Annotated in this window: 16 protein-coding genes; 9 read left to right on the forward strand and 7 right to left on the reverse strand. The window is 70.2% G+C overall.

Going from position 1 to position 16,313, the window contains the following annotated elements; genetic code table 11:
* Positions 1-285: 285 nt before the first annotated feature.
* Positions 286-1,815 (forward strand): S1C family serine protease, encoded by a 1,530-nt coding sequence (locus ISP_RS05400; protein WP_034286309.1) that lies wholly within the window; start codon positions 286-288, stop codon positions 1,813-1,815.
* A 77-nt stretch (positions 1,816-1,892) separates the two neighbouring features.
* Positions 1,893-2,315: a Sec-independent protein translocase protein TatB gene (gene tatB, locus ISP_RS05405; protein ID WP_013222978.1), complete on the forward strand. Its 423-nt coding sequence runs from the start codon at positions 1,893-1,895 to the stop codon at positions 2,313-2,315.
* Positions 2,316-2,669: 354 nt separating this feature from the next.
* Here the strand turns inward: tatB and ISP_RS05410 are convergent, their stop codons facing one another.
* From ISP_RS05410 to ISP_RS05425, 4 genes are read right to left on the reverse strand one after another with little or no spacing between them, the layout of a single operon-like run.
* Positions 2,670-3,815 (reverse strand): Mrp/NBP35 family ATP-binding protein, encoded by a 1,146-nt coding sequence (locus ISP_RS05410; protein ID WP_034286318.1) that lies wholly within the window; start codon positions 3,813-3,815, stop codon positions 2,670-2,672.
* Between the two features lie 10 nt (positions 3,816-3,825).
* Positions 3,826-4,326, reverse strand: coding sequence for a DUF1003 domain-containing protein (locus ISP_RS05415; RefSeq protein WP_013222980.1), 501 nt, complete (start codon positions 4,324-4,326; stop codon positions 3,826-3,828).
* Positions 4,319-5,596: a magnesium transporter MgtE N-terminal domain-containing protein gene (locus ISP_RS05420; protein ID WP_013222981.1), complete on the reverse strand. Its 1,278-nt coding sequence runs from the start codon at positions 5,594-5,596 to the stop codon at positions 4,319-4,321. The genes ISP_RS05415 and ISP_RS05420 overlap by 8 nt, the downstream gene beginning before the upstream one ends.
* 10 nt (positions 5,597-5,606) lie before the next feature.
* The gene (locus ISP_RS05425) at positions 5,607-6,581 is read right to left on the reverse strand and encodes an aminoglycoside phosphotransferase family protein (RefSeq protein WP_013222982.1); all 975 of its coding nucleotides are present in this window, start codon (positions 6,579-6,581) and stop codon (positions 5,607-5,609) included.
* Between the two features lie 93 nt (positions 6,582-6,674).
* On the opposite strand from ISP_RS05425, the gene ISP_RS05430 reads away from it, so the two are divergent.
* On the forward strand, positions 6,675-7,556 hold the full coding sequence (locus ISP_RS05430; RefSeq protein WP_013222983.1) for a slipin family protein: 882 nt from the start codon (positions 6,675-6,677) through the stop codon (positions 7,554-7,556).
* On the opposite strand, the gene ISP_RS05435 is transcribed toward ISP_RS05430, so the two are convergent.
* Positions 7,553-8,314: a DUF4190 domain-containing protein gene (locus tag ISP_RS05435; protein WP_013222984.1), complete on the reverse strand. Its 762-nt coding sequence runs from the start codon at positions 8,312-8,314 to the stop codon at positions 7,553-7,555. The genes ISP_RS05430 and ISP_RS05435 overlap by 4 nt on opposite strands.
* 40 nt (positions 8,315-8,354) lie before the next feature.
* On the reverse strand, positions 8,355-8,747 hold the full coding sequence (locus ISP_RS05440) for a DUF4190 domain-containing protein (protein WP_013222985.1): 393 nt from the start codon (positions 8,745-8,747) through the stop codon (positions 8,355-8,357).
* A gap of 141 nt (positions 8,748-8,888) precedes the next feature.
* Between ISP_RS05440 and ISP_RS05445 the strand changes: the two genes are divergently transcribed.
* The 6 genes from ISP_RS05445 (at position 8,889) to ISP_RS05470 (ending at position 15,286) form a co-directional block, all read left to right on the forward strand.
* Positions 8,889-10,085, forward strand: a complete 1,197-nt coding sequence (locus tag ISP_RS05445; RefSeq protein WP_013222986.1) for an acyl-CoA dehydrogenase family protein — start codon at positions 8,889-8,891, stop codon at positions 10,083-10,085.
* A 113-nt stretch (positions 10,086-10,198) separates the two neighbouring features.
* On the forward strand, positions 10,199-10,726 hold the full coding sequence (locus ISP_RS05450; protein ID WP_034286307.1) for a YflT domain-containing protein: 528 nt from the start codon (positions 10,199-10,201) through the stop codon (positions 10,724-10,726).
* 244 nt (positions 10,727-10,970) lie between these two features.
* The gene (locus tag ISP_RS05455; RefSeq protein WP_013222988.1) at positions 10,971-12,293 is read left to right on the forward strand and encodes an ABC transporter substrate-binding protein; all 1,323 of its coding nucleotides are present in this window, start codon (positions 10,971-10,973) and stop codon (positions 12,291-12,293) included.
* On the forward strand, positions 12,290-13,261 hold the full coding sequence (locus ISP_RS05460) for a carbohydrate ABC transporter permease (protein ID WP_013222989.1): 972 nt from the start codon (positions 12,290-12,292) through the stop codon (positions 13,259-13,261). Before ISP_RS05455 ends, ISP_RS05460 begins: the two co-directional genes overlap by 4 nt.
* Positions 13,261-14,100 (forward strand): carbohydrate ABC transporter permease, encoded by an 840-nt coding sequence (locus ISP_RS05465; protein ID WP_013222990.1) that lies wholly within the window; start codon positions 13,261-13,263, stop codon positions 14,098-14,100. The genes ISP_RS05460 and ISP_RS05465 overlap by 1 nt, the downstream gene beginning before the upstream one ends.
* A gap of 4 nt (positions 14,101-14,104) precedes the next feature.
* A complete protein-coding gene (locus ISP_RS05470) occupies positions 14,105-15,286 on the forward strand; it encodes an ABC transporter ATP-binding protein (protein WP_013222991.1) in 1,182 nt (393 codons plus the stop codon).
* A gap of 43 nt (positions 15,287-15,329) precedes the next feature.
* Here ISP_RS05470 and ISP_RS05475 read toward each other — a convergent pair whose 3' ends face one another.
* Positions 15,330-16,202, reverse strand: a complete 873-nt coding sequence (locus ISP_RS05475; protein WP_013222992.1) for a hypothetical protein — start codon at positions 16,200-16,202, stop codon at positions 15,330-15,332.
* Positions 16,203-16,313: the final 111 nt, after the last annotated feature.

Consider the following 16,313-nt stretch of genomic DNA (forward strand, 5'->3'; position numbering starts at 1 on the left):
CCAGCGCAGTCCCCGCCAGCGCAGTCCCCGCCAGCGCAGTCCCCGCCAGCGCAGTCCCCGCCAGCGCAGTCCCCGCCCTCCCTGGGGGGCGTGCCCTTGTCCAGCCTATCGGCCCCCTCCGACGAAAAGCCCCGTTCAAAGCCCCTCCCGGCCGTTTTGTCCACATCGCCGTGACCCTGTGGACAAGTGGCTCAAGAAACAGCCACTTCACCCCTGGACCGGCAGACTCGGAGCACTGGGCTTGGGTATCGTCACGCCCAGCCACCTGATCTTCTGCACCGGGGAATGATGACCGAGCCGAACGTGAATCCCGAGCAGCCCGGCGCACGCGAGGCCGAAGCCGAGGCCGACCGGCTGGGCCCGCGGCCGCTCGCGCGGCCGGCCGTCGATCCGGCGCAGGCCGCCGTGTTCGGCAGGCCGCAGGGGGTCGATGGTGCGTTCGACCAGCTTTACTCCCCGCGGAAGACCAACGGCGTCAACCTCGCCCCGCCCGCGCCCGAATCGCTCGCCGAGGCTTTCCGGCGCCCGCCCGGGGCCGAAGGCGTGCTGCTCGAACGGCCGCGGGAAGCCGTCGGTGACGCGCCCGACGCCGAACCGCCCCTGTGGACCGGCACTCGCGATCCCTGGCGTGATCCCGGGGCCGCCGCGGTGCTCGCCGGGCCCGCCGTGGCCGCCGAAGACGACGCGAAGCCCGCCAAGCGGCCGCCCGGTGCGCTGCTCAGCCTGCCCGAAGTGCTCTTCGGACGGCGTGTGCAGCCGAAAGCACTCGTCCTGCTCGGCGTCGTCGCGCTGCTCGTCGGCGCCGTCGGCGGCTTGGTCGGCTGGTGGGTCGCCGACACCGGGACCGAGCTCACCGGCTCCGCCACCATCGCCGAAGCCGAAGCCGGCAAGGAACGCCCCGCCGGGTCCGTCGCCGAGATCGCCAAGCGCGTCGCGCCCGCCGTCGTCTCGCTCGAGGTCTTCAAGCCCGGCGCCGAGTCCGGCGAGCAGGGCTCCGGCGTCATGATCGACCCGCAGGGCTACATCCTCACCAACGAACACGTCATCGCCTCCGCCGCCGCGGACCCGGGCGTCAAGGTCACGGCCGTCTTCATCGACGGCACCCGCACCGAGGCCAAGCTGGTCGGCGCCGATCAGAAGACCGACCTCGCCGTCGTGAAGGTCAACGTCACCAACCCGACCGTGCTGCAGGTCGGCAAGTCCGCGGACCTGCAGGTCGGCGACACCGTGATGGCGATCGGCTCGCCGCTGGCGCTGCAGAACTCGGTGACCGCCGGCATCGTCAGCGCGCTGAACCGGCCGATCACCGCGGGCGGCGACAACGGCGCCGCGCCGGTCACCTACGAGGCCATCCAGACCGACGCCGCGATCAACCACGGCAACTCGGGCGGCGCGCTCGTCGACTCCACCGGCGCGCTGGTCGGCATCAACTCGTCGATCCGCTCGGCGGGCGCGGACGGCGGCAGCATCGGCATCGGCTTCGCCATCCCGAGCGACTACGCGATCAAGATCGCGAAGGCGCTGATCAAGGACGGCAAGGTCCAGCACGCGGACATCGGCATCAACGCGTCGTCGACGGTCGCCGGCTCGTCCGCGATGGGCGCGCAGGTGAAGAACGTCGCCCCCGGCGGCCCGGCCGCGAACGCGGGCATCAAGGAGGGCGACGTGATCACGAAGATCGGCAACCGGCTCGTCCGCGACTCCGCGGAACTGACGGTCGCGGTCCGCGCGCACGACGTCGGCGAAGTGGTCCCGGTGTCGCTGGCGCGTGACGGCGCCGGCTTCGTCGTGGACGTAACCCTGGCTTCCGACTGAGTTCCCGCGTTCGGCCTGCCGGAGCGCGGCGGGTGGCGGGTACCCTGGGCGGGTAGGTTCCGAGTGGAGGTAGACGGGTGTTCGACAGTGTCGGATGGGGGGAGATCCTCGTCCTCATCATCGCCGGTCTGTTCATCCTCGGCCCGGAACGGCTGCCGGAGGCGGCGTCCTGGCTCGCGAAGAGCATGAAGCAGGTCCGCGACTTCGCGACCGGCGCGAAGGAGCAGCTCCGCGAGGAGATGGGCCCGGAGTTCGACCAGCTCCGCAAGCCGCTGGAGGACCTGCGCGGGCTGCGCAACTTCGACCCGAAGCGGGTCGTGACGCAGCACCTGTTCGACGGCGACGCGGACCCGCTCGGGCTGCAGGGCATCACGAACGGCAGCAGCACGCCGGCCAACGGAGCCAACGGTTCGAACGGCTACCTGGCCGGCCAGACGCAGTCCCCGCCGGAGCCGCTCAAGCCGGGCGAGCGCCCGCCGATCGACCCGGACGCCACGTAGTCCGAGTCCGGTTTGCCAGGAGCCGCCGACGGGATCGCTCGCGCCATCCACAAGGCGGCCGTGTTGTGGAGAAGCTGGGCGAGCGGCGCCCTTTTCGGGCTTTCCGTCGGAGTGCCCCGATAGACTGGACTTGGGGACGCCCCCCAGGGAGGGCGGGGGAGTTTTTGGTGGTGGGGGCGATGCTCCACAACACCGTGGCTCACCTTGAGCGAGCCGGTAGCCGGCCCGCGTGCGACGTGCGGCGGAGATGCGCCGTTGTCACGCCGTAAGCGCACCGCCCGGCGACCCCCGCCGACGAAAATGAGCGGCTCTCCCCAGCGCGAACCGGAGCAGCCGGCCGGCGCCAGCGCCTGCTCAGCGGCCCGCCGGGGTCACGTTCAGCATCATCCCGGCCAGCCCGCGCGCCCGGACCGAAAGCTTCTTCGCCACGTCGCTCAGCACCACCGAGGCCGGTGCCTCCGGCTCGGACAGCACGATCGGCGTGCCCGCGTCGCCCTGGGCGACCACCCTCGGGTCCATCGGGACCTGCCCGAGCAGCGGCACCTCCGACCCGATCGACTTCGACAACGACGAAGCCACCGCCGCACCGCCGCCCGAACCGAAGATCTCGAGCCGGGAGCCGTCGGCCTGCTCCAGCCAGGACATGTTCTCGATGACGCCCGCCACGCGCTGACGCGTCTGCAGCGCGATCGCGCCCGCTCGCTCGGCCACCTCGGCCGCCGCCTGCTGGGGGGTGGTCACCACCAGGATCTCCGCGTTCGGGATCAGCTGGGCCACCGAAATCGCGATGTCGCCCGTGCCCGGGGGGAGGTCCAGCAGCAGGATGTCCAGGTCGCCCCAGAAGACGTCCGCCAGGAACTGCTGCAGCGCCCGGTGCAGCATCGGGCCGCGCCAGATCACCGGGGTGTTGCCCGGGGTGAACATGCCGATCGAGATCACCTTCACGCCGTGGGACTGCGGCGGCATGATCATCGTGTCGACCTTCGTCGGCTTCTCGCGCGCGCCCAGCATGCGGGGGATCGAGTGGCCGTAGATGTCCGCGTCCACGACACCCACCGAGAGACCGCGCGCGGCCATCGCCGCCGCCAGGTTCACCGTCACCGACGACTTGCCCACGCCGCCCTTGCCCGACGCCACGCAGTACACCCGGGTCATCGAGCCCGGCTGGGCGAACGGGATCACCGGCTCCGCCGCGTCGCCGCGCAGGGATTTGCGCAGCTCGGTGCGCTGCTCGTCGCTCATCACGTCCAGCTCGACGCGGACGTCGGAAACGCCCGGGAGCTTCGAGACGGCGGCCTGCGTGTCGTTGGTCAGCGTCGCCTTCAGGGGACAGCCCGCCACCGTGAGGTAGATGCCGACCGTGACGACGCCGTCCGCGCCGACGACCACGTCCTTGACCATCCCCAGGTCCGTGATGGGTTTCCGGATCTCGGGATCTTGCACGCTCTTCAGCGCGCTGCGGACGTCGTCGACGCTGGGGAGCTGCTGGGTGCTGGTCACCCCGTCCATGTTACGAGCCGGTAGGAGTGCGGGACTTCCTGGGCTGGATGGACAGGTCCTCCCGGAGCCGGTCCAGCTCGCTGCGGAGGTAGTCGCGCGTCGCCACCTCGCCGACCGCCAGGCGCAGCGCGGCCAGCTCGCGGGCCAGGTACTCCGTGTCCGCCTTCGTCTGGGCCGCGCGGTTGCGGTCCTCGTCCAGGGAGACGCGGTCGCGGTCGTCCTGCCGGTTCTGCGCGAGCAGGATCAACGGTGCCGCGTACGCCGCCTGCGTCGAAAACGCCAGGTTGAGCAGGATGAACGGGTACGGGTCCCACTGCAGCGAGACCGCCGTGATGTTCAGCACGACCCACACGATGACGATCAGCGTCTGCCAGAACAGGTACTTCCCGGTGCCGAGGAACCGCGCCAGCCGCTCGGACAGCCGGCCGAACGTGTCCGGGTCGATGTTCAGCCTGAACCGGTTCTGGCCGCGGGGCTGGTCGAGCCGCCGTCCCGAAGTCAGCTCAGGCACGGTCTTCCTCCAAGGTGTCGTGCAGCCCGGTTTCCCGCCAGTCCTCGGGCAGCAGGTGGTCGAGGACGTCGTCGACGGTCACCGCGCCGATCAGGTGGTCCTCGGCGTCGATGACCGGCCCGCAGGTCAGGTTGTAGGCCGCGAAGTACCGCGTGACCTCGGCCAGCGGGGCCCCCGGCTTCAGCGGCGGGAGCCCGGTGTCCACGGCGCTGGCCACCAGCTCCGCCGGCGGCTCCCGCAGCAGCCGCTGGAAGTGGACGACGCCGACGTAGCGCCCGGTCGGCGTCGCGGTCGGCGGCCGGCAGACGAACACCATGCTGGCCAGTGCCGGCGGCAGCTCGGCGTTGCGGATGTGGGCCAGCGCCTCGGCGATCGTCGTGTCCGGCGTCAGCACCACCGGCTCCGGGGTCATCAGGCCGCCCGCGGTGTCCGACGAGTACTCCAGCAACCGCCGGACCGGCGCGGACTCCTCCGGCTCCATCAGCTCCAGCAGCCGGCTCTGGTCGGCCGGCGCGAGCTCGGCCAGCAGGTCGGCCGCGTCGTCGGGGTTCATCGCCTCCAGGACGTCGGCCGCGCGCTCCTCGGCCAGGTAGGCCAGCAGTTCCTTCTGGTCGTCGTCCGGCAGTTCCTCGATGACGTCGGCGAGGCGCTCGTCGTCCATCGCGTCGGCGACCTCGTGCCGCCGCTTGAGCGGCAGGTCGCGCACGGTCGCGGCGATGTCGGCCGGGCGCATCGTGTCGAACAGCATGAGCAGCTGCCCGGCGCCCTGGGGCTGGCCGGTGAGGTCGGTCAGGCCGAGCCCGGCCACCTCCGGCCACGGCAGCACCTGCATGGGCGCGCGGCGGCGGCCCAGGCCCACCCGCCGCTCCCGGATGGCGAGCTTGGCCAGGACCCAGTCGCGGGTGCGGGTCGGTTCCATCCCGGCGTCGACGACGGTGATCCGCGTGTCCGACCCGGCGAGGGTGGCGTGCGCGTCGAGCAGCTGGCCGAGCACCAGGACCTCGTTGGGCCGCTGGTTGAACTGGCGCATGTTGACCGAGCCGGTGGCGAGCGTCACGGCGGACGGCTCGATGGAGGTGACGCGCAGCATCGGGACGAAGACGCGCCGCCGGGTGCTCAGCTCGACGACCAGGCCGAGGATCCGCGGCGGCTGCGCGTCGAGGCGCAGCCCGGCGACCAGGTCGCGGACGCGGCCGATCGACTCGCCGTCCGGGCCGAATACCGGCAACCCGGACAGCTGAGCTGCGAAAACCCTGTTGACCCCGGCCATGGCGCTGACACTATCGGCTGGCTGCCCAGGGAGCGATTTCCGCCACCGGACTTCTTTCGGGGGTCCGGGTGGCGGAGCCCCCGGCTCGGGGCGAAGCCCCGGATGTCACTGTGATGAACGCCGGGTCGTCGCTGTCTTCGCCGGACTCCTGGTACTCCTCGAGCATCCAGATCCAGTTCTGCACCGCCCGCACGAGCGTCCAGGCCCGCGCTTTCGCCGGGTCCAGCTCGTGCGATGCGACGATCAGCGCGAACCGATCGTCCAGTGTGGACTCGGGGAAGCGGTTCCAGAACAGCGGGATGACGCCCCACTCGAGATCTCCGGCCAGTGGCTTCGGGTCGATCACCAGCCACGGCTCCCGCGTACCGGCGAGGACGTTCTGGAAGTGCAGGTCCTCGTTCACCAGCAGTTCACCCGCCGACGGCCCGAGTTCGCGGCAGATCGCGACGGCGTCGGCGACCAGCCGCCGGTCGAACGGCTCGCCGAGCGCCGCCCACCGCCGCGGCAGTTCTTCGGTCAACCGCGCCGCCTCGGAACGCAGCCGCCGCCGCATCGACGCCGGTGCGGGAACGGCCAAGCGCTGCGCCAGGCCACCGATGAGCGGGATCGCCGAACGCAGCGGGAGGTCGTCGAGGGTGCGCCCGGCGTCGAGCCGTTCGAGCAGCAGGACGCCGTCGTCCGGCGCGGAATCCAGCAGCAGCACCGCACCCCGGCCGGCCCATGTGGACAGTGCGAGCGGCTCGTCGGCGGATTCGGTGTCGCGCCAGCCCAGCTTCAGCACCACCGGCGTGCCGTCGGGCCGCCGCGCGGGCTGCACCACGCCGACGTAGCCGTGCATCGCTTCGCCCTCGAACGTCAAGCCCCACTTCCGGGCGTACTCCGCGGCGAGCGCCGGCAGGGCGGCCAGCCACCCGACGGCGCCGTCGCCGAGCACCCGGGGCGCGCGGGCGGCGAACAGCGGCGGGATGCGGAGCTGGCTCACCACCCCAGTCTGGCCGCCGCGTCCAGCGCGTTTCGTCGTGGTCGACACGGGCGTACGCTGGGCTTTCAAGGGGAAAACGCAACCCCGGGAGCAGTCATGCTGGTGGAGATCCTCAGCGCCGTCGTCCTCGCGGGCGGAGTCTGGCTCGCGTCGAGCGTGCGCGTCGTGAAGCAGTACGAACGCGGTCTGGTCTTCCGGTTCGGCCGGGTGCGGTCGCGGGTCGCGGAACCGGGCCTCAAGGTGCTGGTGCCCTTCGCGGACCGGCTCCAGAAGGTCAACATGCAGATCGTGACCATGCCGATCCCCGCCCAGGACGGCATCACGCGCGACAACGTCACGGTCCGCGTCGACGCCGTCGTCTACTTCAAGGTCATCGACCCGGTCGTCGCGGCGGTTAACGTGCAGGACTACCGGTCGGCGGTCGGCCAGGTCGCGCAGACGTCGCTGCGCTCGATCATCGGCAAGAGCGAGCTCGACGACCTGCTCTCCAACCGCGAGCGCCTCAACGAGGGCCTGGAGCTGATGATCGACAGCCCGGCGCTGGACTGGGGCATCCACATCGACCGCGTCGAGATCAAGGACGTGGCGCTGCCGGAGGCGATGAAGCGCTCGATGTCGCGGCAGGCCGAGGCGGAGCGGGAACGGCGCGCGCGCGTCATCTCCGCCGACGGTGAGCTGCAGGCGTCGTACAAGCTCTCGCAGGCGGCCGCGCAGATGGCCGACACCCCGGCGGCGCTGCAGCTGCGGCTGCTCGAGACGGTGGTGCAGGTGTCGTCGGAGAAGAACTCGACGCTGGTGCTGCCGTTCCCGGTGGAGCTGCTGCGGTTCCTCGACGCGCAGACGCCGAAATCGGCCGCCCCGGCTCCGAAACAACCCGAGGCCGAGCCGGAAGCGGCCGAGGCGAAGCCGGAGGTGAACGGTCACGCGACGCCGTCGCCGCGCAGCCCCGGCGACGCGGTGCTGCCGGCGGCGGACTAGCTGCTCAGGTAGCCGTTCGTGCCGAGGATGATCAGGGTGGTGAAGAAGCCGACCCAGAGCGCGATCACGACGTAGCCGACGATCACGGCGGCCGTGGCCAGCCCGCGGCCGCCCGCTTCGCCGCGGTTGGTCTTGCTCAGCGCGATGTGGCCCATGACGAGCCCGGCGAGCGCGGTGACGCCGGAGCAGAAGCCGAGGATCGAGCACACGAGGGCGCCGATCGCCAGCGCGTTGTCCTGCGCGTGCGGCTGCCCCGGGTACGGCTGCCCGAACGGCGCTGGCGGAGCGTACGGGCGCCCGTAGCCCGGCGGGAAAGGCTGCTGATAGGGCTGCTGGAACGCGGGCTGGTACGCCGGCTGCGGCTCGCCCGGGGCGGCGAACGGCGTGCCGGGGATGTAAGCGGCCGGGGTCTCGTACGCGCCGGGCGGCAGCTGGCCGGGCTGCTCCGGGGCGACGGTCGTGTCCGAGGCTGCCGGGGTTTCGTACCCGCCGGGCGGCAGGTGACCGGGCTGCTCGGCGGCGACGGTCGTGTCCGCGGCCACCGGAGTCTCGGCGGCCGAGGTCTCGACAGCCGGGGCCTCGGTGGTCGAAGTATCGGCGGCCGCGGTGTCCGCCGGTGCCGCCGCGGCGATGGTGGCGTCGGACGAAGGCGGGTCGTAGCTCTCCGGCTCGTACGGCGCCGGATCCGCCGCCGGCGGGTCGTACGCCACGGTCGGGTCGGCGACCGGGTGGTCCTTGTCCCCGGACGGGTCGGTCATGACGGGTCCCCTCGGTGCGGGCCGGGCACCGGCTCGGCGCTCAGTGGAAGGCGCCGTTGGCGGCGGCGATCGAGATGAACAGGATGGTGAGGCCGATGCCGAGGGCGATCCCGACGTACCCGATGATGATCGCCGCCATCGCGACGCCCTGCCCCTCGGCCTCGCCGCGTTTGGCCTTGCCGTAGGCGATGTGGCCCATGATGATGCCCGCGATGGTCACGAGCACGCACAGGAAAATGCCGAGGATCGAGCAGATGAGCGCACCGACCGCGAGGCCCGAACCTTCGCGCGGCGGGCCCGGCATCCCGGGGTAGCCCGGGTACTGCGGGTAGCCACCGCTCGGGTACTGCGGGCCGTAACCGGGCTGCTGGTAGCCGCCCGAAGGCGGCGGCTGCTGGCCGTACGGGTTGTTCGGGTCGTGCGGGTAACTCATGATCTCTCCCCTCCCCGCCGCACTTTACGGGGCCGGGCCCGCTGAGCGTGAGCGCCCTCATAGCAGCGTGACGGCTTTCGGGTCATACTCACCGGTAACCCAGCGCCGGGAGCGGCGTCCTACTCCGGAAAGGGAGCCGTGATGGCCCGTCTCGCCCAGACCGCCGGCCTGACCGACGTGCAGTCGGAGATCCTCGCGACCGTCCGCCAGTTCGTGGACAAGGAGGTCATCCCGCACGCGCAGGAGCTCGAGCACGCCGACACCTACCCCGCCGACATCGTCGCGGGCATGAAGGAGATGGGCCTGTTCGGGATCACCATCCCGGAGGAGTACGGGGGGCTCGGCGAGTCGCTGCTGACCTACGCGCTGGTCGTCGAGGAGATCGCGCGGGGCTGGATGAGCGTGTCCGGCGTGATCAACACCCACTTCATCGTGGCGCACATGATCTCCCGCCACGGCACCGAGGCGCAGAAGCAGCACTTCCTCCCGCGGATGGCCACCGGCGAGGTCCGCGGCTCCTTCTCGATGTCGGAGCCCGACCTCGGCTCGGACGTCGCCGCGATCAAGACCAAGGCGAAGAAGACCGATGACGGCTACGTCATCGACGGCTCGAAGATGTGGCTGACCAACGGCGGCTCGTCCAACCTGATCGCGCTGCTGGTCAAGACCGACGAAGGCGCCGAGAAGCCGCACCAGAACCTGACGACGTTCCTGGTCGAGAAGCCGGAGGGCTTCGGCGAGGTGGCGCCCGGGCTCACCATTCCCGGCAAGATCGACAAGATGGGCTACAAGGGCGTCGACACGACCGAAGCGGTCTTCGACGGCTACAAGATCGGTGCGGACATGGTGCTCGGCGAGGCGCCGGGCAAGGGCTTCGCGTACATGATGGACGGTGTCGAGGTCGGCCGCGTCAACGTCGCGGCGCGCGCCTGCGGCATCGCGATCCGGGCGTTCGAGCTCGCGGTGGAGTACGCCCAGCAGCGCAAGACGTTCGGCAAGGCGATCGCCGAGCACCAGGCCGTCGCGTTCAAGCTGGCCGAAATGGCGACCAAGGTCGAGGCGGCGCACCTGATGATGGTGAACGCGGCCCGCCTCAAGGACTCCGGCGCGCGCAACGACGTCGAGGCCGGGATGGCGAAGCTGATCGCGTCGGAGTACTGCGCGGAGGTCACGCAGGACTCGTTCCGCATCCACGGCGGTTACGGGTACTCGAAGGAGTACGAGATCGAGCGGCTGATGCGCGAGGCGCCGTTCCTGCTGATCGGCGAAGGCACCAGCGAGATCCAGAAGACCATCATCAGCCGGGGGCTGCTGAGGGAGTACAAATCGCGGTCTTGAACGACGTTTGTCGCTCTGTCGACAATCGACCGCCCGGCCTTTCGGGGTAAGCGGCTCGCACGGTCCGGGTGTTCTTGACAAGATGGACGCCCGGACCCACGAGTGCGCAGGTGATGATGGTGAGTAGTCCCTTTGGCGGGGGGCGGGCGCCCGGTGGCCTCCCGCGGCTGCCGACCCCGCCGACCGGCTGGCCGATCGGGTCGTACGCGACCTACGGCGAGGCGCAGCAGGCCGTCGACTTCCTCGCCGAGAGCGAGTTCGCGGTCGGTGACGTCACGATCGTCGGCGTCGACCTCATGCTGGTGGAGCGCGTGATCGGGCGGCTCACCTGGGGTCGTGTGCTCGCCACCGGCGCGATGTCCGGGGCGTGGTTCGGCGTGTTCGCGGGGCTGCTGCTCGGGTTGTTCGTCAACCAGGGGTTCGTGCTGCAGGTGCTCACCGGGCTGGTGCTCGGGGTGTTGTCCGGCCTGATGTTCGCCGCGATCGGGTACAGCATGTCGCGGGGCCGCCGCCGGGACTTCTCCTCGGCGAGCCAGCTCGTCGCCGGCCGGTACGACGTCCTGTGCCAGCCGCGCTCGGCCGAACGAGGCCGGGAACTGCTGGCCAGACTGGCCCTCAAACCGCCGTCGGCCCACCCCTAGAAAACCCCTCTGTTATCAGGGAAAAATCACGATTCGACGCGCGGTGGGCTGAATCGTTACCGATACTGCTTGCGGGGTGTGATCGCCCGGCATAAGTTGGCCGACACCAGTCGGGCGGCCTCGCCCCACCAGCGCGGCGGCCCGAGCACTAGCACGTCGGGGTGCTGGCGCGGTTTCGCCTCATCGCGTCGCGGTGCCCACCGGGTACCGCGGTAACCGGCGTGCACGCGGGTGAGGAGGCCTTATGGGGAAGAGGATCGGCGCGGGCAAACGAGGACGGTCGCCCGGCCGCACCGCCATCCTGCTGGGGGCAGGGGCATTGGTGACCGGCGTGCTGGCCGGGTGCGGGACGAGTTCCGGGCTGAAGATCAACATCTACATGTCGCCCGAGGACAACTTCCAGAAAGTGGTCGACGGCTGCAACGTGAAGGCCGCCGGCAAGTACGAAATCGTCTACAACAAGCTCCCGCGCGGAGCGGACGACCAGCGGCTGCAGATGGCGCGCCGGCTGGCGGCGGGTGACACCGCGATGGACATCCTGGGCCTCGACGTCACGTGGGTCTCGGAGTTCGCCGAAGCCGGCTGGGCCGAGGAATGGACCGGCCAGAACAAGGCCGCGGCGTCGCAGGGCGTGCTGCAGGGTCCGCTGGACACCGCGACCCACAACGGGAAGCTGTACGCGGCCACGAAGAACACCAACGTGCAGCTGCTCTGGTACGACGACCGGGTGACGCCGAAGCCGCCGGCGACCTGGGACGAGATGATGCAGAAGTCCCAGGAGCTCAAGGGACAGGGCAAGCCCTACGAAATCGTGTTCACCGGCGCGCAGTACGAAGGCCTGGTCGTCTTCTACAACACGCTGGTCGCGTCGATGGGCGGGCACATCCTGTCCGACGACGGCAAGTCCGTGGTGATGGACGACGGTGCCGTGAAGGCGTTGGAACTGCTCAAGAAGGTGTCGACCTCGGGGCTCACCGACCCGTCGCTGAGCAACATGAAGGAAGACGACATCCGGCAGGCGTTCCAGCGCGGCCAGGCCGCGTTCCAGCTCAACTGGCCGTACGTCTACGCCGCCTACGCCAAGGACAAGAAGGCGGACCTCGCGCACTTCAAGTGGGCGGTCTACCCGGCGGCTCAGGCCGGGATGCCGGCGCGGACCACGATCGGCGGGTTCGACCTGGCGGTGAGCACCTACTCGCAGCACAAGCCGGAGGCGTTCGAGGCGGCGCTGTGCCTGCGCAGCCCGGAAAGCCAGAAGATCTCCGCGATCAACGACGGCGTGCCGCCGAGCATCGAATCGGTGTACCACAACGACGTTCCGCTCGACCCGGGCAAGCCGGCGTCGGCCGACAACCCGAACATGGCGAGCCAGTACCCGATGCGCGAAGCGATCCTCGCCGCGCTCAAGTCCGCCGCGGTCCGCCCGCTGACCCCGGCGTACCAGAACGCCTCGACGGTCATGTCGAAGATCCTTTCGCCGCCGTCGGAGATCGACCCGCAGGCCACCGCGGCCAAGCTGCGGGAGCAGCTCGGTGACGCGCTCCAGTCGAAGGGAGTGATCCCGTGACCGTCCAGGACTCGACCCCGGCCGGCACCGCCGGGGCCACGGTCGCCGGGGAGGCGACCTCCGGCAAGAAGGGCAAACCCGCCCTCTCCGAAGGGAAGAAGGCCGAGCGGCGGCTCGGGTTGTGGCTGTGCGCGCCCGCGTTCATCGTGATGATCGCGGTCACCGGCTACCCGATCCTCTACTCGGTCTGGCTGTCGCTGCAGCGGTACGACCTGCGGTTCCCGGCGCAGCAGCAGTTCGTCGGCTTCGACAACTACGCCGCCGTGCTGTCCAGCTCGTACTGGTGGACGGCGTTCGGCACCACGATGCTCCTCACCGTCGTGTCGGTGGCGATCGAATTCGTGCTCGGCATGGCGCTGGCGCTGATCATGCACCGGACGCTCGTCGGCCGCGGCCTGGTCCGCACCGTCGCGCTGATCCCGTACGGCATCGTCACGGTCGTCGCGGCGTTCTCGTGGTACTACGCGTGGACGCCGAAGACCGGCTACCTGGCGAACTTCCTCGCCGCCGACGCGGCCCCGCTCACCGAGCAGTGGCCGTCGCTGTTCATCATCATCGGCGCCGAGGTGTGGAAGACCACGCCGTTCATGGCGCTGCTGCTGATGGCCGGCCTGGCGCTGGTGCCGGACGACCTGCTCAAGGCGGCGGCGATGGACGGCGCGAGCGCGTGGCAGCGGTTCACGAAGGTGATGCTGCCGGTGATGAAGCCGGCGATCCTGGTGGCGCTGCTGTTCCGCACGCTCGACGCGTTCCGCATCTTCGACAACATCTACGTGCTCACCAACGGCGCGCAGGACACCGGATCGGTGTCCATGCAGACCTACGACAACCTGGTGAAGGGGCTCAACCTCGGCATCGGTTCGACGATGGCGGTGCTGATCTTCATCACGGTGGCGATCATCGCGTTCATCTTCATCAAGGTGTTCGGCACGGCCGCACCCGGATCGGACAACGGGGGTAAGCGCTGATGACGATGGGAACCGTCACGACGGGCCGCAAGGTCAGGTGGGGCCTCGTCGACATCCTCGTGCTGGTGTTCGCGCTGGTGCCGGTGCTCTGGGTGGTTTCGCTGTCGTTCAAGACCAAGGACACGATCACCGACGGGAGCTTCATCCCGCAGGCGTGGACCTGGCAGAACTACGCGGACATCTTCCAGACGTCGGAATTCCTGCTGGCGCTGGTCAACTCGATCGGCATCGCGATCATCTCGACGGTGATCGCGGTGGTGCTGGGCACGATGGCCGCGTACGCGGTCGCCCGGCTGGACTTCCCCGGCAAACAGGTGCTCGTCGGGCTGTCGCTGCTGATCGCGATGTTCCCGCAGGTGTCGCTGGTGACGCCGTTGTTCAACATCGAGCGGAACATCGGGCTGTTCGACACGTGGCCGGGGCTGATCCTGCCCTACATCACGTTCGCGCTGCCGCTGTCGATCTACACGCTGTCGGCCTTCTTCCGGGAAATCCCGTGGGAGCTGGAAAAGGCGGCGAAGATGGACGGCGCGACGCCGGCACAGGCGTTCCGCCGGGTGATCGCGCCGCTGGCCGCGCCGGGCGTGTTCACCACGGCGATCCTGGTGTTCATCTTCTGCTGGAACGACTTCCTGTTCGCCATCTCGCTGACGTCGACCACGGCGTCGCGCACGGTGCCGGCCGCGTTGTCGTTCTTCACCGGGTCCTCGCAGTTCGAGGACCCGACCGGGCAGGTGAGCGCGGCCGCGGTCGTCATCACCATCCCGATCATCGTTTTCGTCTTGTTCTTCCAGCGTCGCATCGTGGCGGGGCTGACCTCCGGTGCGGTGAAGGGGTAGCGCTATGGCAGAGATCGTGCTCGACAAGGTGTCGAAGAAGTACCCCGACGGCGCCCTCGCCGTGTCCGAAGTGGACATCACCATCGCCGACGGCGAGTTCATCATCCTGGTCGGCCCGTCCGGCTGCGGGAAGTCGACGACGCTGAACATGGTGGCCGGCCTGGAGGACATCTCCTCCGGCGAGCTGCGGATCGACGGGCAGCGCGTCAACGAGAAGGCCCCGAAGGACCGGGACATCGCGATGGTGTTCCAGTCCTACGCGCTCTACCCGCACATGAGCGTCCGGGAGAACATGGCCTTCCCGCTGCGGCTGGCCAAGGTCGATGACAAGACCGTGCGGGCGAAGGTGGAGGAAGCCGCGACGATCCTCGACCTGACCGCGCACCTGGACCGCAAGCCGGCCAACCTCTCCGGTGGCCAGCGCCAGCGCGTCGCGATGGGCCGGGCGATCGTCCGCAACCCGAAGGCGTTCCTGATGGACGAGCCGCTGTCCAACCTGGACGCCAAGCTGCGCGGCCAGATGCGCACGTCGGTGTCGAAGATCCAGAAGCAGCTCGGCACGACGACGCTGTACGTGACGCACGACCAGACCGAGGCCATGACCCTGGGCGACCGGGTCGTGGTGCTGCGGGCCGGGTACGTGCAGCAGATCGGCTCGCCGCAGTTCCTCTACGACAACCCGGCGAACCTGTTCGTGGCCGGGTTCATCGGCTCGCCGTCGATGAACTTCGTCCCGGCGACGCTGGAGAACAACGAGCTGCGCAGCGCACTGGGCACGACGCCGCTCACCGACCGCGTCCGGCAGCTGGTGGAGCGGGCGAACGCGCCCCGCGACGTCATCGTCGGCATCCGGCCGGAGCACTTCGAGGACGCGGCGCTCGTCGAGGCCGGGCAGAAGACGGGCGGCGGCACGTTCACCGCGCACATCGACGTGCTCGAGTCGATGGGCTCGGAGAAGTTCGCCCACTTCACGCTGGAGGGCGAAGCCGCCACCGCCGCGGAGCTGGCCGAACTGGCCGCGGACAGCGGGTCCGCGGACGTGCCGGGCGCGGAGTCCCAGGTCGTGGCCCGCCTTTCGGCGGAGTCGGCGGCGGCGGAGAACGCCGACCTCGAGATCTGGTACGACGCGGACAAGATCAAGCTGTTCGACCCGTCGAACGGCAAGAACCTCACCTACGAGGACTGAGTCCGGAGTCCGTGAAGGCCGTCCCGGGAAACCGGGGTGGCCTTCACGGCTGTCCGGGGGCGGGGAGCCGGGGGAGGATCGCCGCCGCCGCGGCGCGGGCCAGTGCGCAGGTGCCGTCGCCCGCCGCCCCGGCCGTCTCGACCACGCTGATCTCGGCCAGTTCTCGGCGCGCCGGCAGGCCCGGGGTCGGCTGGGTGGTGTCGACCAGGCAGAACGCGCCGGCCACCCGGACGCGGGCGTCGTGGCCGCCGAGCTGCTCGGTGGGGCCGTCCGGCGCCGCCGTCTCCACGGTCAGCTTCAAGCTCACCTTGCCGCGGATGCAGCTGTGCCCGGACAGCCCGGTCGCCGGCCGGCTGCCGGGGCCGGCGGCCGCGTCGAGGTCGTGGTTGTCGAGCAGGACGCACGGCGCCACCCGGCCCCACGAGTGGTCCGGGAACGTCAGCCTGCCGACCTTGTGCGCGGTGATCGCGGCCAGCGCCGAGCCGACGGTGGCGTCCGCGACACCGCAGCGGGCGTCCTGGTCGCCGGCGTCGTCGGTGACCGAGAGGTCGAGCCGGTTGCCGTCGGCGAAGGTGATCGCGCGGGTGCAGGCGCTGCGGTCGTTGAACATCGACTGCTGGATCGCGACGCCGTCGGGCACCGGCCCGGGGTAGTCGTAGGGCTTGAGGTTCGGGTCGGAGTCGAAGGCCAGCGGCCCGATGAGGATCGTGCGCGGGCCGGCGGTGGCGTGGCAGCTCTCGTACGTCGGGACGGCGACCGCGCCGGGCGCCACCTTGGGCACGTTCAGCAGGCTGCAGTAGTCGATGTCGCCGAAGTCGCCGAGCGCGTCGGCGGCGGTCAGCGGCGTGGGCCCGGAATCGCGCTCGGGCGCGGCCTGCGTGGTGGCGCACCCCCCGGCGAGGAGGGCACAGAGCATCGCAACGGCCAAGCTTTTCGGACGCGGGTACACGGGGAGCAAGTATCACCACATCGCGCGGAAAAACCAGCCCTGACGGGGACATCTCTCAATATTCTCCGGAATGCCCCG

The sequence above is a fragment of the Amycolatopsis mediterranei genome (genome assembly GCF_026017845.1).
GTDB classification, from domain to species: domain Bacteria; phylum Actinomycetota; class Actinomycetes; order Mycobacteriales; family Pseudonocardiaceae; genus Amycolatopsis; species Amycolatopsis mediterranei.

Coding starts and splice junctions, on each gene's coding strand:
- ISP_RS05400 (WP_034286309.1), top strand. CDS start 286: ATGATGACCGAGCCGAACGTGAATCCCGAGCAGCCCGGCGCACGCGAG.
- ISP_RS05420 (WP_013222981.1), bottom strand. CDS start 5,596: ATGGCCGGGGTCAACAGGGTTTTCGCAGCTCAGCTGTCCGGGTTGCCG.
- ISP_RS05430 (WP_013222983.1), top strand. CDS start 6,675: ATGCTGGTGGAGATCCTCAGCGCCGTCGTCCTCGCGGGCGGAGTCTGG.
- ISP_RS05435 (WP_013222984.1), bottom strand. CDS start 8,314: ATGACCGACCCGTCCGGGGACAAGGACCACCCGGTCGCCGACCCGACC.
- ISP_RS05440 (WP_013222985.1), bottom strand. CDS start 8,747: ATGAGTTACCCGCACGACCCGAACAACCCGTACGGCCAGCAGCCGCCG.
- ISP_RS05445 (WP_013222986.1), top strand. CDS start 8,889: ATGGCCCGTCTCGCCCAGACCGCCGGCCTGACCGACGTGCAGTCGGAG.
- ISP_RS05450 (WP_034286307.1), top strand. CDS start 10,199: ATGATGGTGAGTAGTCCCTTTGGCGGGGGGCGGGCGCCCGGTGGCCTC.
- ISP_RS05455 (WP_013222988.1), top strand. CDS start 10,971: ATGGGGAAGAGGATCGGCGCGGGCAAACGAGGACGGTCGCCCGGCCGC.
- ISP_RS05465 (WP_013222990.1), top strand. CDS start 13,261: ATGACGATGGGAACCGTCACGACGGGCCGCAAGGTCAGGTGGGGCCTC.
- ISP_RS05470 (WP_013222991.1), top strand. CDS start 14,105: ATGGCAGAGATCGTGCTCGACAAGGTGTCGAAGAAGTACCCCGACGGC.
- ISP_RS05475 (WP_013222992.1), bottom strand. CDS start 16,202: ATGCTCTGTGCCCTCCTCGCCGGGGGGTGCGCCACCACGCAGGCCGCG.